The 23,634-nt window shown below is 43.3% G+C and carries 21 protein-coding genes and 2 pseudogenes; 12 read left to right on the top strand and 11 right to left on the bottom strand.

Annotation, left to right across the window (positions count from 1 at the left end):
• Positions 1–146: 146 nt before the first annotated feature.
• The 6 genes from P150_RS0114440 to P150_RS0114415 form a co-directional block, all read right to left on the bottom strand.
• The gene (locus P150_RS0114440) at positions 147–806 is read right to left on the bottom strand and encodes a hypothetical protein (protein WP_028898318.1); all 660 of its coding nucleotides are present in this window, start codon (positions 804–806) and stop codon (positions 147–149) included.
• 21 nt (positions 807–827) lie between these two features.
• Positions 828–1,751: a relaxase/mobilization nuclease domain-containing protein gene (locus tag P150_RS0114435; RefSeq protein ID WP_028898317.1), complete on the bottom strand. Its 924-nt coding sequence runs from the start codon at positions 1,749–1,751 to the stop codon at positions 828–830.
• Positions 1,748–2,095: a plasmid mobilization relaxosome protein MobC gene (gene mobC, locus P150_RS0114430; RefSeq protein ID WP_028898316.1), complete on the bottom strand. Its 348-nt coding sequence runs from the start codon at positions 2,093–2,095 to the stop codon at positions 1,748–1,750. The genes P150_RS0114435 and mobC overlap by 4 nt, the downstream gene beginning before the upstream one ends.
• Before the next feature lie 104 nt (positions 2,096–2,199).
• On the bottom strand, positions 2,200–3,090 hold the full coding sequence (locus tag P150_RS0114425; protein WP_028898315.1) for a toprim domain-containing protein: 891 nt from the start codon (positions 3,088–3,090) through the stop codon (positions 2,200–2,202).
• A 182-nt stretch (positions 3,091–3,272) separates the two neighbouring features.
• Positions 3,273–4,325, bottom strand: a complete 1,053-nt coding sequence (locus P150_RS0114420; protein WP_028898314.1) for an AAA family ATPase — start codon at positions 4,323–4,325, stop codon at positions 3,273–3,275.
• A complete protein-coding gene (locus P150_RS0114415; protein WP_028898313.1) occupies positions 4,322–4,630 on the bottom strand; it encodes a DUF3853 family protein in 309 nt (102 codons plus the stop codon). Before P150_RS0114415 ends, P150_RS0114420 begins: the two co-directional genes overlap by 4 nt.
• Before the next feature lie 354 nt (positions 4,631–4,984).
• On the opposite strand from P150_RS0114415, the gene P150_RS0114410 reads away from it, so the two are divergent.
• The 7 genes and pseudogenes from P150_RS0114410 to P150_RS0114380 all read left to right on the top strand — a co-directional run bounded on the left by P150_RS0114410 (position 4,985) and on the right by P150_RS0114380 (position 11,795).
• The gene (locus P150_RS0114410) at positions 4,985–5,188 is read left to right on the top strand and encodes a helix-turn-helix domain-containing protein (RefSeq protein ID WP_028898312.1); all 204 of its coding nucleotides are present in this window, start codon (positions 4,985–4,987) and stop codon (positions 5,186–5,188) included.
• A 5-nt stretch (positions 5,189–5,193) separates the two neighbouring features.
• Positions 5,194–6,954: a class I SAM-dependent DNA methyltransferase gene (locus P150_RS0114405; RefSeq protein ID WP_028898311.1), complete on the top strand. Its 1,761-nt coding sequence runs from the start codon at positions 5,194–5,196 to the stop codon at positions 6,952–6,954.
• Positions 6,951–8,009, top strand: a complete 1,059-nt coding sequence (locus P150_RS17230) for a restriction endonuclease subunit S (protein WP_081819336.1) — start codon at positions 6,951–6,953, stop codon at positions 8,007–8,009. The genes P150_RS0114405 and P150_RS17230 overlap by 4 nt, the downstream gene beginning before the upstream one ends.
• A gap of 54 nt (positions 8,010–8,063) precedes the next feature.
• Positions 8,064–8,318, top strand: a pseudogene (locus tag P150_RS18065) (hypothetical protein); the annotation flags it as partial.
• Between the two features lie 919 nt (positions 8,319–9,237).
• Positions 9,238–9,768: a hypothetical protein gene (locus tag P150_RS0114390; protein WP_155953026.1), complete on the top strand. Its 531-nt coding sequence runs from the start codon at positions 9,238–9,240 to the stop codon at positions 9,766–9,768.
• A 91-nt stretch (positions 9,769–9,859) separates the two neighbouring features.
• Positions 9,860–10,767, top strand: a pseudogene (locus tag P150_RS16615) (DMT family transporter).
• Between the two features lie 509 nt (positions 10,768–11,276).
• A complete protein-coding gene (locus P150_RS0114380; RefSeq protein WP_028898308.1) occupies positions 11,277–11,795 on the top strand; it encodes a cob(I)yrinic acid a,c-diamide adenosyltransferase in 519 nt (172 codons plus the stop codon).
• A 301-nt stretch (positions 11,796–12,096) separates the two neighbouring features.
• Here the strand turns inward: P150_RS0114380 and P150_RS0114370 are convergent, their stop codons facing one another.
• The 5 genes from P150_RS0114370 to P150_RS0114350 all read right to left on the bottom strand — a co-directional run bounded on the left by P150_RS0114370 (position 12,097) and on the right by P150_RS0114350 (position 17,925).
• Complete coding sequence (locus P150_RS0114370) at positions 12,097–12,810, bottom strand: HAD family hydrolase (protein WP_028898307.1); 714 nt, start codon at positions 12,808–12,810, stop codon at positions 12,097–12,099.
• The gene (locus P150_RS0114365; protein WP_028898306.1) at positions 12,810–14,018 is read right to left on the bottom strand and encodes an L-serine ammonia-lyase; all 1,209 of its coding nucleotides are present in this window, start codon (positions 14,016–14,018) and stop codon (positions 12,810–12,812) included. Before P150_RS0114365 ends, P150_RS0114370 begins: the two co-directional genes overlap by 1 nt.
• Before the next feature lie 196 nt (positions 14,019–14,214).
• Positions 14,215–14,904, bottom strand: coding sequence for an RNA polymerase sigma factor RpoD/SigA (locus P150_RS0114360; RefSeq protein ID WP_028898305.1), 690 nt, complete (start codon positions 14,902–14,904; stop codon positions 14,215–14,217).
• 37 nt (positions 14,905–14,941) lie between these two features.
• Positions 14,942–16,189 carry a tetratricopeptide repeat protein gene (locus P150_RS16610; RefSeq protein WP_051617648.1) on the bottom strand — a complete coding sequence of 416 codons (1,248 nt, stop codon included), beginning with the start codon at positions 16,187–16,189 and terminating at the stop codon, positions 14,942–14,944.
• 14 nt (positions 16,190–16,203) lie between these two features.
• Positions 16,204–17,925, bottom strand: a complete 1,722-nt coding sequence (locus P150_RS0114350; protein WP_028898304.1) for a glutamine--tRNA ligase/YqeY domain fusion protein — start codon at positions 17,923–17,925, stop codon at positions 16,204–16,206.
• A 1,148-nt stretch (positions 17,926–19,073) separates the two neighbouring features.
• On the opposite strand from P150_RS0114350, the gene P150_RS0114340 reads away from it, so the two are divergent.
• The 5 genes from P150_RS0114340 to P150_RS17725 all read left to right on the top strand — a co-directional run bounded on the left by P150_RS0114340 (position 19,074) and on the right by P150_RS17725 (position 23,564).
• Entirely contained in the window at positions 19,074–20,618 is a 1,545-nt protein-coding gene (locus tag P150_RS0114340) for a ComEC/Rec2 family competence protein (RefSeq protein ID WP_028898302.1), read from the top strand.
• A gap of 116 nt (positions 20,619–20,734) precedes the next feature.
• Positions 20,735–21,772: a UDP-glucose 4-epimerase GalE gene (gene galE / locus P150_RS0114335; RefSeq protein WP_028898301.1), complete on the top strand. Its 1,038-nt coding sequence runs from the start codon at positions 20,735–20,737 to the stop codon at positions 21,770–21,772.
• 110 nt (positions 21,773–21,882) lie between these two features.
• The gene (locus P150_RS0114330) at positions 21,883–22,674 is read left to right on the top strand and encodes a YgcG family protein (RefSeq protein WP_028898300.1); all 792 of its coding nucleotides are present in this window, start codon (positions 21,883–21,885) and stop codon (positions 22,672–22,674) included.
• A gap of 174 nt (positions 22,675–22,848) precedes the next feature.
• Positions 22,849–23,430, top strand: coding sequence for a LemA family protein (locus tag P150_RS0114325; protein ID WP_028898299.1), 582 nt, complete (start codon positions 22,849–22,851; stop codon positions 23,428–23,430).
• Positions 23,427–23,564 carry a hypothetical protein gene (locus P150_RS17725; protein ID WP_155953025.1) on the top strand — a complete coding sequence of 46 codons (138 nt, stop codon included), beginning with the start codon at positions 23,427–23,429 and terminating at the stop codon, positions 23,562–23,564. The genes P150_RS0114325 and P150_RS17725 overlap by 4 nt, the downstream gene beginning before the upstream one ends.
• The last annotated feature ends 70 nt before the right edge of the window (positions 23,565–23,634 follow it).

The following is a 23,634-nucleotide window of genomic DNA, read 5'->3' as shown; positions in this document are numbered from 1 at the left end:
TATTCGTCAGCAATTAATTAAAAAGATGATTAAAGGTTTAATTTTTTACTCAGTAGTAAACTATTAGTTTACCTACAAGCATAAAAACCAACTACTAAACGAAGACACTCCAAGAAACTATACTAAACAATTTCTTGGAGTGTTTGCTATTTTCTCAACTGCCTCTTAAGTTTTCTTTGTTCCTGTTTGATACGTTCTTGTTGCAACAACAACTCTGCTTGCCGTTGCAGGGCTTGTTCATAATCAATAACCTTCTGCTGCATTTGCTGGATGGCTTTGGGATTACGATGCGTGATAAAAATGCTGTCAAGGTAGTCAAAATCTTTTTTGGTAGCTTTGCCTTGCATTCGCAGATAGCGATAACGGAGGTCGTAATCGGAGGCGGTTTGCAGTTGGTTTGCTCCCATACTGAAGAACCAGCAACTTATCATGACCAGTCCACAGACTAACAAGAGTAACATGCGCTCGGCTAAATGCACACTTGCAAAGAGCGAGTAGTTCTTATATTCTACGGGCTTTTGCTGCTCTTTGATGAGTTGCTGCAAGGCTTCAAACTTTGGGTCGAGTTTCTTGCTCGACTCAGAGAGTGCCGCCAAAACAAAAAGTTGATGCTCCTTGATTTTTGCTTGGGTCTCTTGGGAGAGATGAATTTGTACGGCTTCCTGCGTTCTACTGCTATCTGCTCTTAGATTGGAGATTTGTTCTGAAAGAGCAGTGCGCAGTTCTGTCTGTGCCTTGCTGATGGCATTGCATTCTTGTTTGAGTTCTTCGAGAATATCGAGAACGGGGGCTATTTCGTTGTTCATACGATTGTTATTTTGAGGTGATTAAATTCTACGTTTGCGGTTGGTTCTGTTGCGGAGTTTCTTTTGAAAGCGAAGTTCATCAACGTCTATACCTCCGCTGGGCATAGGCATCGTAAAGACTTCGCTAAGTGCATCGGATAAGTCGCTTTTAAATCCGCTTTCATCTGTCGAATGTGCCATCGGCTCTTTCGAGAGACGCTGTTGTGCCTGCCGAATGTTTCGCTTTATCTCTGCGTTGAGGCGCGAGAAAGAACACGAGCGGTCTATCTTTGAGCCACTAAAACTGCAACCATCCTTTTCAAAGATGATGCCTTGTACTACGTCCGTGTTGCCTTTTGTTTTGAAACGAGTGGCAATGCCTTGCTTGTCTAAGTCTGCGATAAAGTCTTTCCAATTCTTCGATTGGGGCAAGACAGCCTTGATGGCATCGAATATCTCATAGCGCAACTTGTCTTCACCACGCAGTCGGTGGCGATTTACCGCCTTCTTCCCCTCTCCAATGGTCAAACCATAACGCTCGGTTAGTTCTCGGCAAACTTTCATAGAGCGGTATTTCTCGTTGCGGTTGCTGATGGTATTGCCATCGTTGCCAATACGATTGATGCAAATATGCAAGTGCGGATGCTGGCGGTCGCTGTGCCTTACGACAAGGCTCTGCGTATCGCAATAGCCCATCTTTAGTAAGTATTCATTGGCTATATTCACCATCACATCGTCCGTCAATCGCTCGGCATCGCTGGCAGAGAACGAGAGTATCGTGTGGCAAATAGGCTTCTGCACGTTCGGGCGCATGGAGGCTTGCAGAGTAAACTCGTGGGCGCATAGGTTTTGGTCGGTAAAACCTATGTTATTACTCGCTAGAACCATAGCTTTTCCTTCCTGTTTACTGAGCATATAGTTGATAACACCTCCGAAGTCTGCGCCTTTGATAATCTTGGCTATCATAGTTTCAAGCGTTTGATGAGTTCATGAATGAGCGTTTTCAGTGCATTCAAGTCTTCATTGAGTTTAGTGATGCCAAAGGCGTTGAGCCGATGGGCTATCTGATTAAGATTGTTAGCCATGCCCGAAACCGTGCGGATGAGTTGCATCTCTTCGGGTTTGATGCGTGCCTTGACTTCTGCTTTTGTGATAAGCCGTCGCAAAAACTCGGTGCGAGTGATGGATGCCTCGCGCGCCTTGCCCAGCAGGGTGTAGTACTCCATCGTATTAAGCCGAAGAAGCACTTGGTACTTTCGCTTCTCTGATAAGGTCTTGGTGGGGCGCCCACCCTTGTTCTTCTGTTCCATAATCGTTTTTTTTGTTGATGAGACCAACGGGATTTCTCCTCCCAATTTGGGGAGCAAGTAGGTTTTGAGATACTCAAAACACAAACTTGCTTCCCAAATACACACTATCTTCTGATGCCACGCTTCGTGGTCGGTAATAACGGCTGCTTTTCTTTGAGTTGGGACTTAGAAACGAGCCATTCATTGAGGTCTTTGTAATTTCGGTAACGAGCAGAACCATCAACGATTTGCGGAAATATTTGCTTCAAAACGGCAAAAGATTTGCGCCCGGCATCGTCATTATCCAGAAAACTTTCCACTTCTCGATAGCCCATCATCTGCTCTTTGATGCGTGGCAATAGTGCCAAAGAGTTAAGAACGATAGCATCGCAGGTTGAAGAAGGATTGAGCACTTGCAATGAGAGATAATCCATGAAACCCTCAAAGATTTGTAGGCGGTCGAAGCATTTTCTAATCGTTGTAATAGCCTTTGGTGCAATACATCCTTTGAAATACGAGTTGCGGATTTCCCATCCGCCAGCATCGTTTGCAAATCCGATGGCATAGTATGTCCGCTTCATATTGCAGAATAGAACTTCCGAGCAATAGGTGTTGGCTATGGAAAGAGGAATGGCACGCGCTGCGAGGTAACGAAGCAGATTGGGAGTGGAGAGTGGTTGGGCTGAAAGAATTTCCAATTTGCGTTCGGAGTTTTTTCTTTCACCTCCAAAAGAAAATCCTTGATGCGCTACTTGTTTTGCACCACTAAGTCGGTCAATGGCTTCACTAGTAGAACAATGAAACAAAGCGCAGACAAGGTCAATGATGTCGCCATGCTCGCCAGTGCCAAAGTCGTACCATTGATTACGCTCTGTATTAACTTTGAATGATGGTGTACTCTCGTTGCGCAGCGGAGAGCAATACCAATAGTGAATTCCGTGTACTCGTGCAGGCGCATAGCCCTGTTGTTGCAAATAATCTGTAATTGCAATTTGCTTGATATGTTGTATATCCATTGTGATTTTGTTTTGATGTTTGAAATGAATAACTCTCTGCCTTTTTCTTTTGGAGGCTGGTTGTTGTTTGTTTGGTCGGATAGTCGTACACTATAAGCACTACTTTGCGACCGACCAAACTTATTTCTCTTTGGTCGGGTTGGTTCAGGTATATATAGCCTGTGTCCGACCGACCAATGGTTTTAGGGTTGATAATCTTTGTTGAGCCGATATTTTCCTCGTTCCTCCTTGACCACTATGCCTTTATTGAGCAGAAATTGCAAGAGTTCTTTGAGTTTTGTTTGCCCATAAGATTGCCCCACGACCTCCGCATAAGCATTTTTGAGAGCCAAGATGAGTTCGCCATAGGGCAATACTTCGCTCGAAGAAAAGGCTTGTGCCAATGCTTTTCCATGTTCGGTATCGCTTAGTTCGTGGTAAGAGCAGCGATGAAGCTTGCATTCATTGTCCGTGTAGGTCGAATCTGTTTCAGGAACGCACACCTCATCTCCCATTTCCTTGAGCCGAAAAGCGAACTTCTCAAAGGGTTTGGAGCGAATGATGGCAGGAGCAACGATACTTCGCTCAGGCAGCGTGTTGTCTTTCGTGATTTGTAAGACTGTCTCTGCCTTGTTGTTGAGTTCCGTTCCTATATGCCCTCGTGCATTGTCGTCGCCTTTATTGAGGTGTAAGACGGTTTGAATGTGGATATTCTGCTCGCTCGTCCACTGCATCAGGTCACCCACCAATTTAGTCGCCTCCGTTGAGTTATTGATGTCAAGCATCAAATCACGAATGCCGTCAATGACCACCAAGCCCACGTTAGGAGTATTGTAAATGGCGTAACGAATGATTTCTCTACGCTCATTGGGATCGGCAATGGCTCTGAGATGGCTGAACTTCAAAAGCTCGGGCTCTTTGTCTATTGGCAGTCCTGCCAACCGCAGAATACGTTGCATCACCAGTTGGCAATGATAAGGGCTTTGCTCTGTATCAAAGTAAAGGATATTGCGTTTACATTCGGGAAATGATGCCCGATACTCCAGCACCTGCCCATTGATAAGGGCTGCAGCAACGATGGCACTCACATTGAAAGTCTTCTTTGCTTTCGCCTTGCCTGTTGATACACTGAAATTGCCCAGCGTGCCGATGATGGCTTCGCCTGCTTGTAGCACAATGGGTGGAAGTGAGAATTCATCCGTAACATGGATGAGCGATGCTTTCCAAATGTTTTCGTAATCGGTCGTGTTCATCATCGCCCTCCTGTCTTTCGTCCTGCCAATTCCAGCGCAAGGTCGGCATCCACAATTATCTTGCGACCAATTTGTGTAATGGCACGATTAATTTTACCACTTTGCTTGATACGATTAGCCGTAGGGAGGCTACACCCAAAGAGGCGTGCAATGCCAGCCAAGCCGTACACATATCGTCTTTCTTTTTGAGAGGAGGAAGACATTGTCGTTTCTCCACTTGTGGACATAATACCGTGTTGTGCAAGGAAGAGTAATTCTTCACCTGTCATCTGCCACACAGGCTTGTCCAATAATTCATTTATCGTCATAATTCAATTGTTTTGAAATGAATAATTCGCCCTTGCGCATTGGGCATTTGTCAGGTCTGACGATGCAAATGTATAACGCTAAATCAGTGTCTCCAAGCATCATAGATACAGCAGGAACAATAGGGATAAATCGGGAAATTAAGAAGTCTCAAAAACGATTGTAGCGCACTTAATAATGGAATAATATCTACAGGTTGGACTGCTCATAGATAATCGTTTTTGAAGCCTTCAGAGGTTCCTTTGTTCTCCTTTTTTAAGAAAATAGGTTCTCCGCGGTGTTAAACCCGCATCTTCTTTCGTCCTACTCAATATAAGTTCATATCTTTGTAGAAAAATAAGATATACCAAAGCATCATGGCACAGAAGAAAGAACATAGTAACCTCATCAAGGAGCATTTGAAGAAGCGAGGTATCACCCAAACGTGGCTTGCCAAAGAGTTGGGCATGAGCTTCAGCATCACCAACGCCTACGTCTGCAACCGAAAGCAACCCAACCTCACTATTATCTTTAGGGTGGCGGATTTGCTTGGTGTGTCACCAAAGGATTTAGTGTTTTAGAATTTATGACAGAGGATAAGGTTAGAGATTTAGCCAAGCGTAAATTAGGATTAGAGGATACTGAAACAGCAAAAGCTGGTGTCGGTCAGCTAACCACATTTAATCAGCTTGGCTTCAAAGGAATAAGTGACCGCCCAGATGGTTGGTACCTACCTAACGAAAAAATGTTCCCCGCTATCATTCTTGAAGCGAAAAGTGCAGTTACGCCTTTGAAAGAACAACAAATAGCGGAATTGCTGAAAAATTGCAAGATTGCATCTTCTCAATATGCCAAAGTGGTAGGTATTCTCTACAACGGCGAAGATATAGTGGTTTTTAAGAATGGAGAGAAATTACAAGGCGAAACCGAATTACACAATAAAGAGTATTACCTTAATCTGTTTGCGGAAAATCTGATTGACAAGTCTAAGATTTTTCGATTAACTAAGAGGATTAATGACACGCTTCACTTTAGCTTTGGTATCAAGAATCTAAACCACCGAATGATATTTACTGCTTGTGCCTTGGTGGCAAAACGTTATGGAGCAGTACTGACCAAAGGAATGAGCTACAATACCTTCCGCCAATCTATTTTTGACACCTTGTCGAAGTCTTACGAAGAAGCTATTGCTCAGAATTCTAAGCTAAATCTATTGCTGGAGGTATATTCAGAAATCAGAATGAATATTACCGACAATCAAGAGGCAATAGATGATTTTATTGCTTGTGTTGCAGAAATATCGGACAATATCAACTCTGACTTTTGGCAGGGAGAAGATGTTATGGCAATCTTCTTTAACGAATTCAATCGTTACAAGGGAAAATCCGAACAAGGACAAGTCTTTACCCCTGACCATATCACTTCATTGATGTATCGATTGACTGAGACAAATAAAGATGACATTGTATTAGATGCCGCATGTGGCTCAGGCTCTTTCCTTGTAAAGGCTATGTGTAATATGGTTGACGAAGCTGGTGGTAACCGTACTCATAAAGCCAAACAAATTAAACAAGAACAACTCTACGGGATTGAGTTTGATAGAGAAATTTTCGCATTAGCTTGTGCTAATATGTTGATTCATAAGGATGGAAAGACCAACCTTGAACAATTAGACACAAGACGAGATGAAGCAAAGAAGTGGATACAATCAAAAGGAATAACAAAAGTCTTGATGAACCCTCCTTTTGAGAACAAATATGGATGTGTCGATATTGTCAAGAACACTTTGGATAGCGTGACCAAGGATGCAACATGTGCTTTTATTATGCCAGATAAGAAAATGGAGAAAGTGCAAAAGGCAAAAAGAATACTGAAGTACCACACTCTTCTCAAAATAATCAAACTCCCTGAAAATATTTTCTCGGAGGGGGTTACTACATCTGTGTTCATTTTCAAGTCTGGCACACCTCATGGCAATAGAGAGATTTTTGCTTGCTACATTGAAGACGATGGGCTTGAAACAGTAAAAAATCAGGGGCGTCAAGATGTTAAAGACCGATGGCAAGAGATTGAGGACTATTGGGTAGACGTAATACAAAAGCAATCGGGAAATGACACTATTCAGTGGATAAAACCCAATGAGCATCTATCATATCAGATGCCAATGAAAGAGTTTGAGATATATGAGGAGGATTTCAATAAAACTGTAATGGATTACCTCATGTTTCGGCAAGGCATAGATGTCAAAACATTTCAAGAAAATCTCATCAATAAAGTGATGTATTCAAGTTCTATTAGTCAAAACGGAGACGATATAAACATAAGTCTAAAAACACACAATAAATGAAGAATAAAATAGACACTTCTCAGTGGAAAATTTTTAAGGTGAGTGATGTTTTTGGCAATCCAACTCGTCCAAAAGCACGATCAATAAAGCAGTACGAATTGGGTGATATTCCTTTTGTTGCTTCTGGAAACTTCAATAATGGAATTGAACTATATGTCGAGCCTAAAGTAGATGAGCAATTGGATAAAGGTGGTTGTATTTCAATTAGCCCTGTCGGTGGCTTTGCATTCTTTCAAGAAACAGATTTTCTAGGTCGAGGCGGTGCAGGGTCTTCGATCCTATTGCTTTATCATAAAAACCTCAATAGGTTTAACGCATTGTTTTTATGTTCCATACTCAGTAAATCTTGTGAGAAATATGGATATGGGGATATGTGTAGTGCTGAAAAGTTAAAATCAGAACTTTTGCTATTACCAGCAGATTCTTTGGGGCAACCAGATTGGGCATATATGGAGAATTACATAAAACAGGTGATAGCAAAACAGAACAAGCATCTTGAACTATTGCTACTTTCTACCCCCCCCCCAAATTGTAAAAAACAGTTAAAAACAAAAGAGTGGAGCGAGTTTTTATTTTCAGATTTGTTCAGTATCAAGAAGGGGAAACGGCTAACAAAAGCCAATATGAGAGATGGTGATATAAGATTTATTGGAGCAAGTGCTATCAATAATGGTGTTACTGCACATATTGCAAATACAACCCATTTGCATCCTGCCAATACAATTTCTGTAAATTATAATGGTTCGGTAGGAGAAGCGTTTTATCAAGACAAATCTTTTTGGGCATCTGATGATGTGAATGTCTTGCACTTGAAAACTCATCACTTATCTAAAGAAATCGCATTATTTCTCATCCCCCTTATTCGAAATGTAGGCAAGCGTTTTAAGTTTGATGAAAAGTGGACCAAAGACCTTATGAATAGGACTAAGTTGAAGCTCCCTGTCGATACATCAGGGGCTCCTGATTGGAGTTATATGGAAGCTTATATTTATACAGCATTGAGTGCTATGAATAATAACCAGAAATTGCTCCAAGCAGCAAGCCGTGATAGATGATTGTGTTACTCGTAAAGCTGAAATTTTGAAGCGACATTTACAATGATTGAAGCAATGACAAATGAACAGGACAGCAACAACCATCTCATCATCTACCAAGACGACAAAGAATAGGTAAAGGTAAAGGTAAATGTACGCTTTGCAGATGAGGATGTATAGCTCACACAGGGACAACTGGCAGAGATCTACGATACCACACAGCAAAACATTGCCCTGCATATCAAGAACATCTATGCCGACAATGAGCTGACAGATGAAGCAACTCACAAGAAATACTTGTTAGTTTGTCAAGAGGGAGCAGGATATGTTTAGCGCAACATCGATCACTACAACCTTGACATGATTATAGCGCTCGAGTATCAGGATTAGTCTAGGGTGTTGTTTTGGTTGCTATGATTTTTTGGGGTGTAGAAAAGGGTGTAAATCGCATAACTTGCTGATTTACACCCTTGTTTGCGGAGAGAGAGGTATTAAGGTTTATAAGGTTAAAAAGATTTATTCAGGATAAGTTTATGGGTAAAGTTACAATTCACGCTCCATTCAGGGCAGACATCGTGGGCAGTTTCCTCCGCCCGGAAGATCGGCAGAATACGCGAGGCAGAGAAGTTCATTCCGCTCGACCGACTGTATCTCAGCCCACAATGTGGATTTGCCTCTTGCGAAATCGGCAGCAAGCTGACGGGAGACGAGCAGTGGGCTAAGATTGATTTAGTTCAGGATATAGCAAAGGAAGTTTGGGGAGAATAGCCCAACGATACTGAAATGCGTGTGGTTCTGCGCTTTCAAAGCCAACAAAGAGCACGCTTTCCATACTTAGGATATTACATCTATGATAATACGAGACCTTATTTCCGATCTATGAAAAACAAACGCTCCGATAACTAGTGTATCGGAGCATTATTTTTAGTCCTAATTTCAACAGCCGCCATAAATCCAAGTCCGGGAGAAACAAGCAGATTAAGGCAGAACGATTGCCGTTCCTCCGATTCCGTATTCATTGATATCGAATAGTCATAATAGTTTCATAGCTATGAAACAGTTGTCTCATAATTATGAAACAGTTGTCTCAAAGCTATGAAACTATTATCGTTCTACTGAAAAGCCAATGTAATTCCCTAAGAACTATATACTTAAACCTTATTTATTCCGTTTCATCTAATGAACAGATGTTCGGCAGGCGATACAGGATGCTGAACAATCGGATTGATAACATTCAAACAAACGAATTATGAAGAAAATTCCATTTTGCCTATTACTAATGTGCCTATTGTCGGTTTGCATTGCAAAGGCCACGGTTTATGCAACCATTGAGACTGAAAAGGCTGCGAACGCCCTGCAAGACGGCGGCGAGGACGACAGAATTACGCCCCGAGAATTGACGAAGGAGATGGCCAAACGCTACCATCTGACAAAGAAACAGACGAGAAAGGTGTTGAAAATCAACAGAAAGTATGAAGACGTGGCGTGCGAACCACGATTGTTCGGCAAGCGATATGCGCCCCAGATAGAAATGCAGTGCAGACGGGAACTGCTCCGAAAATACGGCAAGAACCTGAAGGCCAATGCCGGCTCTGCACAGGACGCATCATCGGACGGGCGAATTTCCTTCAAGGAAGAGGAAGAGGCAGAACTTGGCAGAATCCTCGCCGAGCGCAAGGCAAGGCTCGATGAATACGAAAAGAAGCTGGCAGGGATTCTTACCGAAGAGCAGTTCGGCAGCTATCGGAAAGACCTCACGGGCAATGGCAGACGGTACTGATGTGCATAGTTCCAACGGAAATATACAGCACAGAGCCTGTTTGCACGGATATAATTGCATAAAGTTTCAGATTTTCCGTAATTTTGCACACGTGAACGAGAAGAAAAGCCCTTGGGGCTACATAAATGCGATAGTGCCTGCCGCTACTTTCGGCACCATCCCCCTGTTTTCAATTCCGGTTTTGGCAGCGGGAATGCTGCTGCCGTCGGTTTTGGTGTATAGATTCGCCTTCGGCTGCCTGTTTATGCTCGCAATAATGGTCTGGCAGAAACAGAACCTTCACATCAGATGGGCTGAAGGATTGGAGTTTGCCTTGCTCTCGCTGATGTACTCCACGTCGGCAATCTGCCTTTTCCAAGGCTACAACTATATGCCAAGCGGCATCGCCACCACGCTGTTGTTCTCTTATCCGATATGGACTGCCATCATTCTGGTTGTCTTTTTCCACGAAAAACTTACCCTGCGAACGGCAATCGCCATCGGTCTGGCTTTCGGAGGCGTTTTTATGCTCAGTGGAATAGCCGAAGCCGGAAGCATAAACTCGCTGATCGGCGTAGGATTAGAACTCTTTTCAGGGCTTAGCTATTCCGTCTATGTGGTAACATTCCCGAAACTCCGTGTCAGAAAATTGCCGGCTCTCAAGGTAAATTTCTACATTTTCTTTATGGCAATGATTCAGCTTTCCCTTTATTCGGCATTTACGGCAGGGGGAATTGCGCCGATTCCCGACCTGAAATCGCTCCTTTCGCTGATTCTCCTCGGCCTTGTTCCCACGACAATCAGCAACGTAACCTTGGTAAAGGCAATGACGCTGACCGATTCCACCACCGTTGCCATCCTCGGAGCATTCGAGTCGCTCAGGCAATGGTAATTGGGATTTGCGCAATGGGTAAGCCATTGACTTTTTCCGTCCTCATCGGATTCGTGCTGATTATTGCCGCTGTTCTTACCCTGATTATGAAACCTTCGCCAAAAAGTCTCACGGAAAAGGAAGCATAGCTTTCAGGTTTATCGAGAACTCAAATCATTTTGCAAACGTTTGCACAGACGGAACATTACGTTTGCGCAATCGTTTGTCTTTAGAAATCGCTGAAAAACAGATATTTATTGCAAATAGTTTTGCTGTTTTGTCTTACCTTTGCACTATCAAAAAGAGATTTAGGTTAGATAGATTAAGATAAATTGATTGTTTAGTAAATAAAGTTTTTCCGAAAATACATACATTGAGTGTTTACCATTATTTGGTTTTGATGTTTTGGTATTTTAAGGTTTTAGTTAGGTATTTAGATTGGTAATTTTGAGATTAGTTTTTGTTGATTTGGTAAAAACGCCATTCGCTGAAAGAAGCGAGTGGCGTTTTGCTTTCAATAGCTGTCCGAAAAGTGGTTCGTGTGCTTTCGGATGAGAGAAGAATACACATAATTTTCCCGTTATAGTCTTCCAAGTTATGATTCTTTTTGAAGAAGACTTCGTATCTTTGCAATATAATGATAAATCAAGTTTGAGCAATGAAAAACGGACAAGTTCACGTATATACGGGCAATGGAAAAGGGAAGACAACGGCGGCGTTCGGTCTTGCCCTGAGAATGCGAATGGCAGGGAAGAAAGTTTATATCGGGCAGTTCGTGAAATCGATGAAATATAACGAAACACGGATAGTGAATTTTCTCGACGGAATGGAGATAGAACAGTTTGGCTGTGGCTGTATGCTCGACTGGTTGCCCGACGAAGAGGATAAGGCCGAAGCACGGAAAGGCTTGGAACGGTGTGCTGTGAAATTACAATCGGGCGATTACGGCCTTGTGGTTCTCGACGAAATCAGCATTGCGTTGCGATTCGGATTGCTCGAAGCCGATGAGGTAATTGAAGCATTGGAGAGCCGAAACAACAATGTGGAAGTGGTTCTGACCGGCAGATATGCTCCGGATGCACTCATCGCGTATGCCGATTTGGTAACGGATATGCAGGAAGTGAAGCATTATTACACAGAGAAAGGACTTCAGGCCCGAGAAGGCGTGGAGCGTTGAGGCTAGGTTTCAAGTGATAACGGTTTCCTTTCAGTAATGTTTATGTTTCCTGTTTTGTAAAATACTTTATGCAACGTTATCCTGTTCCGATATGTTTACCCCAGTTCGGGATAAGTTTATAAAGAAATCTCTCACAGAATCACAGATTAAGGTCGATTTTTTCGACCATAAAGAAGGCTCTGTCTTCTCTGTGGTCGAAAATAATATCTGTGATTCTGTGCTATCTATGAGAAGTTTAGCCCACGAACACTAAATACTTTTCAGAACAATCTTATGTTTCCAAGTTCAGGCTTACACAGAACTAAGGCCTATTTCTGCTCTGGAGTGCAAAGTTTTGCAGTATTTCGGAGAAGTTCCGAATCCTCTGCAAGTGGTCGTGGTCGTATTCCTCCACAACTTCGTGCTGCCAGACGGTGTGGAAAGGAATGTGGATAGCATAGCCTCCGAGCTTCAAAACGGGTTCGATGTCGGAACGGAAGGAGTTACCAACCATCATAAACTCGTGCATATCTACACCGAAACGGGAGCAGAGACGCTGATAGGCATCAGGCGTTTTGTCGGAAACAATCACTACGTCGTCGAAATATCGTTTTAGTCCCGAGCGTTCGAGCTTGTTCTCCTGATCGAGAAGCTCGCCCTTAGTGAACACCACCATCTTGAAAGCATTGCCCGCTTTGAGTTCAGCCAATGTGCGCTCAACACCCGGAAGTGGGCTGCCGGGGAGTTCAAGGAGGGTTTTCCCAAGGTCGAGAATGCGTGCAATATCGTGTGAGGAAATCTTTCCACCGCTCACTTCAACTGCATTCTCGATGAGCGAGAGCACGAAAGCCTTGCAGCCATAGCCCAATGAGGGCATATTGGCAGTTTCCACGGCAAAGAGTGCCTTGGAAACTTCCTCTTCAGAGGCGAAGGGCGCAAGGATTTTACAGTATTCCTTTTCTACGGATTCAAAGTACGACTGACAATCCCACAGGGTATCGTCGGCATCGAAAGCAAGAAGACGGATATTTAGCATTACCATTCAAAGTCGTGTGCAAGACCTCCCTCGCTCGTTTCCTTGTAGAGCGACGGGATGTCGTGTCCGGTTTGTTTCATAACCTCCACAACTCGGTCGAACGAAACGCGATGACGGCCGTCGCTGAAGGTGGAATACAGTTGGGCATCGAGTGCCCGACAGGCTGCAAAGGCGTTGCGCTCGATGCAGGGAATCTGCACGAGTCCACACACGGGGTCGCAAGTCATTCCCAAATGGTGCTCCAGTCCCATTTCGGCAGCGTATTCAATCTGCGCCGGTGTTCCCCCGAAAAGCTGACAAGCTGCTGCCGACGCCATAGCACAAGCCACGCCGACTTCGCCCTGACAACCCACTTCTGCACCTGAAATAGAGGCATTGTACTTCACGATGTTGCCGAAAATGCCTGCCGTTGCAAGTGCGTGGAGAATCTTTGTTTCTGAAAACTCGTGCCCGTCAGACAGATGATAGAGCACGGCGGGCACTACACCGCACGCGCCGCACGTGGGAGCAGTAACGATTGTTCCTCCCGATGCGTTCTCTTCGCTCACGGCCAGAGCGTAGGAATAAACCAGACCACGATTCTGCAACGATGGCTTGTAGCCGCGTGCCTTGATGTAATAGTTGCTGGCTTTACGGGCAAGGTTCAGCGAACCGGGCAGAACGCCCTCGCTGTCGAGTCCTCTTTCCACGGCTTCTTTCATTGCTTTCCATACCGTCCGCAGGTAATCCCATATCTCAGGACCTTCGCAATATTCAACATATTCCCAATAGCCGCGACCGTTTTTCTCGCACCATCGCTGTATGTCTTTCAACGTGGTGAGTTCGTAAACGCTCTCGCTGTAAAAGTAGTCGTCTTTTCCCTTTCCTTCCGACAATGCGCCGCCCCCAACGCTGTAAACAGTCCATTCGTCTATGGTCTTTCCGTTTTCGTCTTTTGCCGTGAAAAGCATACCATTCGTGTGGTAGGGCAGCACTTCGGTGGGCTTCCATATAATCTCAACTGGTGCAACTTCAGACAATACATTGATAATAGCCTCGTCTGTCATGTGGCCTTTGCCCGTAGCGGCGAGGCTTCCGTATAGCGTAACTTCAAAGGCCTTTGCCTCGGGATGGCGTGCAAGGAATATCTTTGCTGCTCCCTGTGGCCCCATCGTATGGCTGCTTGAAGGACCTCTTCCTATTCTGAAAATTCTTTTTAATGATTCCATAGTGTCGTTTTGGCTTCCTTTCCGTACCAATTCTGTATCAGCTCGAGCTCAGTGTTTCTTTGCCTTGCTCCTGACAGCGTACTTAATAAAGCCGTTCTAATTAATTTTGCTGCAAATGTAATGAATTAATTAGATATAATGCTGATAATTTAATGAAAAAACGCTGAAATCATTGCGAAGTTTCAGCGTTTTGTTTTTACTTCATTTTCCGTTGAAGTTTTCTTAAAGCCTTGTTTCTGATCTGGCGGACGCGTTCTCTTTTCAGTCCCATCATATCGCCAATTTCTGCCATAGTATAATGTTCGCCTTCTTTCAAACCATAAATCAGGGTAAGAACCTTGCGCTCTCTAGCATCCAAAACTGCCATTCCCTGCTGGATTTCTCCGTTAAGAATGCTGTTGTTAAGCGATTCATCGGCAAAAGGAGAATTGCTGTTCTCGATAACGCTTTGAAGTGTGAAGTTGCCCGAACTGCCAACAGGTACCGGTTGGTCGATGGAAATAGCACGGGCACGCTTTTTTTCAAAAGGCTTATTCTCTGTTTTTGGCACTTTGTAGAGATTCTTCTGCTCCTTTATGGCTTCCTCCATCGCTTTACGGATGTAGGTTGCGGCGAAGTTTACGAATCTCGTACCCTTGCTGCCGTCAAATTTCTGGGCAGCATACATCAAACCGATATTGCCTTCGCTGATTAAGTCGTCTTCCGACAGTCCCGGAGCCTTATATTGGTGGGCTATTGAAACCACGAATTTCAAGTTGGCCTTGGTCAATAATTCCAATGCCTTGGCATCGCCTATCTTGATTCTGTCGGCAAGAGCTCTTTCTTGTTCGTCCGAAAGTAATTGTGTTTTGGCAATTTCCTCAATATATCTCTCGTTTGCGTTCATAATTTCTTCTGTTTAAGAGGTTAAATACTACCGAAAATTATTCTTGCATCGGCTCAAAAGGAAAATCGTCTTGTGTGCCGGCTTTGTCTTTTGGATGGTCAGGTGTCAATGAAGGATAATCAAATGGTGTCGTTCCCGGAGGATAAAGGTCGCCTAAAATATCCTTGCATTCGTCAGGATTCTTGCCCAATGCTGCTTCCAACGCTGCTGGATATTCCTCCATCTTTCCCAATTCATAGCAACAACGTGCATAATAAGCATAGCCAAAAATCCATTCCTTATCGGCAAATGGAAGATTATTCTTGAGTAATTGATAGGCGTAAGCGATATATCCATTGTCGAACACCGACATTGCAATCTGAATCATCGTTGCATTTCTGGTTCTTGAAGTTTTTATCGCTTCCTCGAAACTGGCGTATGCACTGGGAATATCGTTCAGAATAAGGTGGATATGCCCGATTGTAACCGTAATGACGCTCAGATCGTTGCCTTGGCACAACTCTTTATACCTTTCATAAAACTTCAGTGCTTCTTCATAATTGCCCAGACTGAAGAGTCCGTTTGCCTTGTTCAGGATGGCTTCTTCGTCTTCGGGGTCAATGGCTATGGCATATTCACTCGAAGTGATAGACTCATTGAAATTGCTTTGAAGGAATTGGCTTTGTGCCAGATAGTTCCAATACGAGCCTGCATAGGGATTGGAGTCGATGAGTTCGTTGAAAATCTTTTCGCTGTCTGCAAAGTTTCCTTTGCTTCTGAGTATGCGTGCCTGAATCTCCTTGTATTCATTTGTGGACGACTGACCGGATTTATTCAGCCATTCTTCGGCAAAAGCCATTTCCTCATAGTCGGCAAACAAATTCGCTGAATCGATGATATAATACTCTTTATCGTCTTCATCCACGTCGGAAAAATATTCCTCAAGATATTCACTCGCCTCTTTTGGCTTTTCGGCAACGATAAGAATCTCGGCTTTTAGGTAAAGATATTCTATGTCGCTCTTGTCGATAATAGACGCTGCTATTTCTTCCGCCTTTTCAATATTGTTTTCTACAAGCAGTGCCATTCTTGAAAGGAATGCCAAAGGAGCGATGCTTCCTGGAAATATATCCAATGCCAGTTCGGCCACTTCATAAGATTCCGTGTCCTTACCTTTCAAATGATAATATTCCGCAACATCGGTCAGTTCCTCGGAGTCGAGGAAACTGCCGCTGCTGTATTTATCTGATTCTTCATACTTCTGAAGAATGCGCTTGAATTTATCTGACTTGTAGTAATTGTCCAAGTTTCAAAAACTTCTTAGTTCTTTTTCATTTCTTTAGCCCAAGTATCCTTCAAGCCGACTGTCTTATTGAAGATAAGCCTTTCAGGAGTTGTGTCCGGATCGAGCATAAAGTAACCTGTGCGTTGGAATTGCAGGTAGTCGCCCGGCTTCTTTTCTGCCAAATAGCTTTCTACATAGCAGTTACTGTGAACGGTTAAGCTGTCAGGATTGAGCAACTCACGGAAGTCGCGGTCGTCAGCCGATGGGTTCTCGATATTGAAAAGACGGTCGTATTCGCGGACTTCTGCCTTAATGCAGTGGTCTGCGCTTACCCAATGGAGCGTACCCTTTACCTTACGGTTTGCACCTTCCAATCCACTCTTGCTTATCGGATCGTATTCTGCCTGAATCTCTATGATATTGCCCTCGGCATCCTTCGTGCAACCGGTACACATCACAATGTATGCGTTCTTCAAGCGAACTTCCTTGCCCGGCGACATACGGAAGAACTTCTTGGGAGCGTCCTCCATAAAGTCGGCACGCTCTATCCAAAGATTCTTTGAGAAAGTGATGGTGTGCGAACCGTCGGCTTCGTTTTCCGGATTGTTGATGGCTTCCATTTCCTCCGTCTGACCTTCGGGATAATTCGTAATAACCAATTTCACAGGGTCGAGTACGGCACTCACACGGGTCGCTTTCTTGTTCAAGTCTTCGCGCACGGCAGCTTCAAGGAGCGCAACATCGTTCAAAGCGTCGAACTTTGTATAGCCGATAGAATCGATAAAGCCACGAATCGACTCTGGAGAATAGCCACGACGGCGCATACCACAAAGTGTAGGCATACGGGGATCGTCCCAACCGTTTACCAAATTCTCATCAACGAGTGTGTGCAACTTGCGCTTCGACATCACTGTGTAAGTGAGATTCAGACGGTTGAACTCAATCTGACGAGGACGATTGTCCTGCAAATTGTCTGCCGTATGGTCGAAATCCTTCAGGAAATCAATGAACTTGTCGTACAATGGACGGTGGGGAACGAACTCAAGCGTACAGATAGAGTGCGTTACACCCTCGAAATAGTCGCTCTGTCCGTGCGCAAAATCGTACATCGGATAGCAGTGCCACTTTGTGCCTGTACGGTGATGGGGCGTCTGAATGATACGATAGATGATAGGGTCACGGAAGTGCATATTGGGATTGGCCATATCCAATTTTGCACGGAGCACCATACTGCCCTCAACGGCCTCTGCCGTGTTCATCTTTTCAAAGAGCGCAAGACTCTCTTCGGCCGGTCGGTCGCGGTAGGGAGATGGCACACCGGGTTCGGTAGGAGTTCCCTTCTGTGCTGCAATAGTCTCAGAACTCTGTTCGTCCACGTATGCCTTTCCGGTCTTGATCATCCAAACAGCCAATTCCCAAAGTTTCTCGAAGTAATCACTGGCGTAGTAGATGTTTCCCCACTTGAAGCCCAACCAACTGATGTCGTGGAGAATATTCTCCACATATTCATTGTTTTCCTTGCTCGGGTTGGTGTCATCGAAACGCAGGTTGCAGACACCGTTATAGTTTTCAGCAACTCCGAAGTCCATACAGATAGCCTTTGCGTGGCCAATGTGGAGGTAACCGTTGGGTTCTGGTGGAAAACGCGTCTGAATGCGTTTGCCGTTCTTTCCTGCGGCAATGTCATCCTCAACGAGCTGTTCAACAAAACTCAAGCTGCGCTTTTCTTCGTTCGTGTTACTTTCTATTGTATTCATATATCGTATGTATTTTATTCTTGGTGCAAAGATACTTATTTTTTCTCGTAATGTTTTATCTATCTTAAAATTAATGCACACGCAAACCCTATAATAGAAATTAGGTGTATTGCGTGAAGCGTATATTTCTTTCAGTTTTCTTCTTTTCTCATTCTGCTGCTATCCGGAGAGAGCCTTTATTCATTCTGTCATATTTCTACAAGTCATTTTTTTGCCATATACCTTATTTTAAAGTCGATAGAATGCTGAAATACAGGCGGAAAAGTGTCAGCAAATAATTTAAAACATATAATTCCCTGAAGAAAATGCTGATAATTTTATAAATTAATGTCTAAAACATTTGGTGGTTTGTTAAATTTCTTCTATCTTTGCAATCGTTATCCTGAATACAATCTTTTTACCTTAAAAGACTAATACCTATTGAGATTGAATGCCCGTCGCTGAGAAGCGTTGGGCATTTTTTGTTTATCTACTGTACGGCAAAATAATGATGCTATTCCTTAATAGCATTAGTTTGTGAATAATATTGACAAAACCCTCTGTATAATTCGTTTATTTTGAACGAATTGTTTTTATTTTTAAAATATGAATGCTATGAGTGTGCAAAGGCAAATTATTGATAATCAGTGAATATCTAAGAAATTTTATTTGATGTGCATACCTTTTTCGTTTAAAAGTTCTCAAATAGAGGAATAAATGCGATATAATAACCATATTTTTGAGGTTGTTTTTCGCATATTCATCTTCCATTTTAGCGACGTTTGCGATGCGTTTATCGCAAGAATGGATTGAAAACTTCGTATGAATCCATTTCATTTGTCTGAAAATGGTGTACCAATGGAGCAAAAACGGTCTGTTCATTTCTAAATTGCGAATGAAAAAGTGTCTGTTTTTTAGCAATATTCTTTGACAAAATATTGCTTAAATGTCGAGTTCGGAATAGATTAATAAAAAGAGAAATAAACAGGTTTTGAGGAAAATTGATTGACAATGGGGAAGCCCTATAAATATAGGTTTGTTCATAATTACTCTATTTTTTAGTAGTTGTTGGTTGTTCAAGCAAATGCTTTTTGTTGTGAGAGAAACGTCTGCGCATTTTGTTTTACGGATTCTTTTTCTTAATTTTGTCTGTCGATAATCCTGTTGCTATGAAAGATAGTCTGAGTATGTATCCTTTATTGAAACTTGCTGTCGCATTGATAGTGGGCAATATTTTAGGTTACTATATGTTTTCGGACATTGATGGTGGATGGATGTTGGGTGCAATTTGTATTTTTCTGCTGTTGTCGTTGTGTCTGGACAAGGTTTTGCAAAGTATTTGTATATATCTTTCAATTCTTTCTATTGGCTGTTTTCTCGTAGTGAAGGAATTGGAAAAAGCAAAATTCACATTACCTGAAACAAATGCCGAGTACAGTGCTGTATTGCTGTCAGAGCCAGTGATACGAGGAAAAGTCATTCAGATGGATTTGAGGCTGTTGGGAAAAAGCAAAGCTCCTATCAAGATTAAAACCTCTCTGCTTCGCGACACGGTGGAATCGCGATATAAAAACCTGCATATAGGCGATGGTATTTCTTTCCGTGCTAAACTTCAGGGATTAACAAATCTAAAGAATGCAGAGTTTGACTATGGGCAATGGCTTAGGAATCACGGCTATGTGGCACAGACATTTATTTATTGGAACGAATGGACGGAAACTTCCGTGAATATGGATAATTTCTCCTATTTGGACAGGGCTATGCTCAGGATGAAATGTATCAGGCAGCGATGGATAAATGAATTAGGGAGGATAGGGCTGAAAGATGAAACTTTGGCTTTGGTGTCGGCAATGTCGTTGGGGGATAAGTCTCAAATAAACAAGGATTTAAAGGAAGAGTATTCTGCAACGGGCGTGAGCCATATTCTCGCATTGTCTGGATTGCATTTGGGTATTATCTATGCAATGATCGTCTTTGGTTTCTCGCTGTTCAGAGGATGGGGAATCTATGCACGCTTGAAGCGATGGGGAGTAATCGATTTTGTGGTGTTGGTATCCATCTGGTCGTATGTTTTTCTGGTGGGATTCTCGCCGTCGGTGATGCGTTCAGCATTGGTGCTGACAATTTATACGGTGGTGTCGCTTTTGAATAGAGACAGAATGTCGATAAACACGTTGGCTTTTGCAGCCATCATAATCCTTGCCATAAATCCGTTGGCTCTTTTTGATATTGGGTTCCAGTTATCGTTCATCTCCGTTCTGTCGATATTCCTTTTTATGCCGTTGTGTTATAAGATGTTGCCAAGCAGACTTTTACAGCGACATAGATGGATGAAATTCCTTGTAGGAATGCTCTTTATATCCATCTCTGCACAATTAGGGACAGCTCCTTTGGTGGCCTATTATTTTCATCAGTTCCCCACTTATTTCTTGATTTCCAATCTTGTAGCCATACCTTGTGTTACGCTTATTTTGTATCTTATGGTTGGAGTGTTATGTCTTTTCTGGTTCTCGGCTGCACAGGGAATACTTGTGAATGCTCTTATAGCTATATTGGGTTTTATGAATGGTGCAATAGAAGCAATATCAAACCTTCCGATGGCCTCTGTTACCGGCATCAACCTGAATGTGTTGCAGGTAATTTTGCTCTATATCTTCATCTTCTCGGTGTGGTTGCTGATGAGTTTCTTTTCAAAACAGTTGGAATTTCGTTAAATAATATTGTGTGAAATACATTTTATGGATTAATTTCCGTAAGTTTGCACCATATTTGCAGAGATGTTAGAAAGCATCTCTTTTAAGGTATAAAAGACATAAAACTCAAAAATAAAATGAAACAAACAATTTTAGTAACAGGCGGTACTGGTTTCATAGGTTCACATACGACGGTTGAACTTCAGGAAGCCGGTTACAATGTGGTAATCGTTGATAATCTTTCCAACTCTAAAATTGAAGTTCTTGACGGTATTGAGAAAATCACCGGCATTCGTCCGGCGTTTGAACAAGTGAATCTTGAGGATAAGGAAGCAACCGAAAAGGTGTTCCAAAAGTATCCCAATATCGAGGGTATCATTCATTTTGCAGCCTCAAAGGCAGTAGGAGAGAGCGTTCAGAAGCCATTGATGTACTATCGCAACAATGTTGTTTCGCTCATTAATCTGCTGGAACTGATGCCGAAATACGGTGTGAAGGGTATTATTTTCTCCAGTTCCTGCACGGTTTACGGCCAGCCTAATCCCGAAAACTTGCCGGTAACGGAAGAAGCTCCACATCAGAAAGCAACTTCTCCTTACGGCAACACAAAGGAAATCAACGAGCAGATTATCTACGATTATATCCATAGTGGAGCCAAAATCAAGAGTATCGTGTTGCGCTATTTCAATCCGATTGGTGCGCATCCGAGTGCATTGATTGGCGAACTTCCCAACGGTGTTCCCAACAATCTTATCCCATTCGTTACACAGACGGCTATGGGCATTCGCGAACAACTGACCATCTTCGGCAATGATTACGATACGGAGGATGGAAGCTGCATCCGCGATTATATCTACGTAGTAGACCTTGCCAAGGCTCACGTTGCCGCTATGACACGTGTATTGGACAAGGAAACGGAAGCCATCGAATATTTCAACATCGGTACGGGTAAGGGAAACTCCACTTTGGAGATTGTAAACACGTTTGAAAAGGCTACCGGCGTTAAGCTGAACTGGAAGTTTGGTCCGCGTCGTGAGGGCGATATCGAGAAGATTTGGGGCGACTGCACGAAGGCAAACGAAGTGCTTGGCTGGAAGGCCGATACTCCATTGGAGGAAGTGCTTGCAACGGCGTGGAAATGGCAGAAGAAACTCCGTGAAGACGGAATTATGTAATTCTCAACGATAAGGAAATTCATATCCTCAGCACATTTCTTGTCGGGGATATTCCTTGTTTGAAACTCTGTTTGCTCAATCTATCTGAATTATTATTAACTTTGCACCTTATGAAGAAGGAATTTTATATACTCTTGATGATGTTTGTCTGCATCTTTTCCTTGCCGGTATTGGCGAAGGATTGGAGGGCGGAAGAAATTCCTATGATTCATTTGCAGGATGCCCGTAAGTATGTCTGCGATCCCGAGGGGCTGATGTCGGAGGCTTTGCGCGATTCCACGGATTCTTATCTTCACAGACTGGAGAAAGAAAGTGGCGTGCAGTCTGTTTTCATCGTCGTTTCTCACGTTGAAAATGCCGATGTTTTCAGAGTTGCACAAGATATTGGAAACACGGTAGGTGTGGGAAAGAAGGACGACAGAGGACTGGTGGTGGTAGTGGCAGTAGACGACCGTAAGTATTTCATTGCACCGGGCGAAGGTCTGGAAGGCGACCTTACGGATGTTACCTGTGGCTCTATCGGCCGCGAGTGTATCGTGAAAAATATGCGACTCGGCAACACCGATATGGCAATGCTCAGTACGGCAAAGGCCATCTATTCAAAATTGAGCACCGGAGAAACAGGATTGGAAGGCACGGAATCAGATTCTGAGGATTCGCCTTTCCTTGCAATTCTGCTGCTTGTAATCATCTTCTTCTGGATTTATCTTGTTTCCAAGAACAAGAACAACGGCGGCAAAGGTAATTCCGGGAACAGAGGGTCTGGAGGCAGTGGATGGTTCGGCCCCATCATTTGGGGCAATCCCGGGCATCTGAACGACCGAAACTTCGGAGGAGGATTCTCCGGAGGAAGTTTCGGAGGTGGCAGCTTTGGCGGCGGTGGTGCCGGTGGGGGATGGTAGTCGAGTTTATGAGTGGACAAGATTACACGTAGACAAGGGAACAAGTTTACAAGAATACAAGGAAATTCCAAATATGTGAAAATATATAACGGGCATAAGGCTGAAAGGAAATCTGCTTTCCTTTAGTCCTTATCCTCATAAATTTAAAGAAACAATTTAAAGTTATAGATAAAAATGAAAAAATCAGTATTAGTTTTGATAGTAGCCGTAGTGGCATTGGCACTTTGGGCTTATTCGGGTTATAACGGAATGGTGGATAAGGAAGAAGCCGCTACAACTGCGCTCAGCAATGTAGAGACGCAGTATCAGCGTCGTGCCGATCTTATTCCGAATGTGGTGGAAGTAGTGAAAGGCTATGCTAAGCACGAAAAGGAAACTTTTGAAGCCGTAACACAGGCTCGCAATGCTGCAACGCAAATCCATTTGGATGCCGATGGTCTGAGCCCTGAGAAACTGAAGGAATATGAAGCTGCTCAGAATCAGTTGGCACAGGCTTTCTCACGCCTGATAGCCGTATCGGAAGCCTATCCTGAATTGAAGGCAAACGAGAACTTCAAGTCTTTGCAGGATCAGTTGGAAGGATGTGAAAACCGTATCAGCGAGGCACGCAAGAAGTATAATGAATCCGTACAGGACTATAACACAACCGTTCGCCATTTCCCAAATTCTATGTTGGCAGGCATATTCGGCTTTGACAGAATGGAGAAATTTCAAGCTGCTGCCGGCTCAGAAAATGCCCCGAAGGTAAAGTTTTGAAAAGAGAAATTACAGAGAAAAAGGAAGTAAAGGCGTTAAAGGGCAAGCATTCGCTCTATGCGGAGTTCTGCATTCGGAAGAAAGAAGATGTGGGCTTTAAGAAGGGTGAAGAACGGATAGTTGAAGACTGTTGATTATTGTAGCTTGACTTTGTTCTGCTTATACTGCCGAAGGATGTAGATAACAAAAAATGAGTTCAACAAT

This window comes from Prevotella sp. HUN102 (assembly GCF_000688375.1).
Taxonomy (GTDB): domain Bacteria; phylum Bacteroidota; class Bacteroidia; order Bacteroidales; family Bacteroidaceae; genus Prevotella.
The sequence above is the reverse complement of the archived record's forward strand: the minus strand, read 5'-3'. Positions and strand labels throughout refer to the sequence as shown.

Coding starts and splice junctions, on each gene's coding strand:
- P150_RS0114440 (WP_028898318.1), bottom strand. CDS start 806: ATGAACAACGAAATAGCCCCCGTTCTCGATATTCTCGAAGAACTCAAA.
- P150_RS0114435 (WP_028898317.1), bottom strand. CDS start 1,751: ATGATAGCCAAGATTATCAAAGGCGCAGACTTCGGAGGTGTTATCAAC.
- mobC (WP_028898316.1), bottom strand. CDS start 2,095: ATGGAACAGAAGAACAAGGGTGGGCGCCCCACCAAGACCTTATCAGAG.
- P150_RS0114425 (WP_028898315.1), bottom strand. CDS start 3,090: ATGGATATACAACATATCAAGCAAATTGCAATTACAGATTATTTGCAA.
- P150_RS0114420 (WP_028898314.1), bottom strand. CDS start 4,325: ATGATGAACACGACCGATTACGAAAACATTTGGAAAGCATCGCTCATC.
- P150_RS0114415 (WP_028898313.1), bottom strand. CDS start 4,630: ATGACGATAAATGAATTATTGGACAAGCCTGTGTGGCAGATGACAGGT.
- P150_RS0114410 (WP_028898312.1), top strand. CDS start 4,985: ATGGCACAGAAGAAAGAACATAGTAACCTCATCAAGGAGCATTTGAAG.
- P150_RS0114405 (WP_028898311.1), top strand. CDS start 5,194: ATGACAGAGGATAAGGTTAGAGATTTAGCCAAGCGTAAATTAGGATTA.
- P150_RS17230 (WP_081819336.1), top strand. CDS start 6,951: ATGAAGAATAAAATAGACACTTCTCAGTGGAAAATTTTTAAGGTGAGT.
- P150_RS0114390 (WP_155953026.1), top strand. CDS start 9,238: ATGAAGAAAATTCCATTTTGCCTATTACTAATGTGCCTATTGTCGGTT.
- P150_RS0114380 (WP_028898308.1), top strand. CDS start 11,277: ATGAAAAACGGACAAGTTCACGTATATACGGGCAATGGAAAAGGGAAG.
- P150_RS0114370 (WP_028898307.1), bottom strand. CDS start 12,810: ATGCTAAATATCCGTCTTCTTGCTTTCGATGCCGACGATACCCTGTGG.
- P150_RS0114365 (WP_028898306.1), bottom strand. CDS start 14,018: ATGGAATCATTAAAAAGAATTTTCAGAATAGGAAGAGGTCCTTCAAGC.
- P150_RS0114360 (WP_028898305.1), bottom strand. CDS start 14,904: ATGAACGCAAACGAGAGATATATTGAGGAAATTGCCAAAACACAATTA.
- P150_RS0114350 (WP_028898304.1), bottom strand. CDS start 17,925: ATGAATACAATAGAAAGTAACACGAACGAAGAAAAGCGCAGCTTGAGT.
- P150_RS0114340 (WP_028898302.1), top strand. CDS start 19,074: ATGAAAGATAGTCTGAGTATGTATCCTTTATTGAAACTTGCTGTCGCA.
- galE (WP_028898301.1), top strand. CDS start 20,735: ATGAAACAAACAATTTTAGTAACAGGCGGTACTGGTTTCATAGGTTCA.
- P150_RS0114330 (WP_028898300.1), top strand. CDS start 21,883: ATGAAGAAGGAATTTTATATACTCTTGATGATGTTTGTCTGCATCTTT.
- P150_RS0114325 (WP_028898299.1), top strand. CDS start 22,849: ATGAAAAAATCAGTATTAGTTTTGATAGTAGCCGTAGTGGCATTGGCA.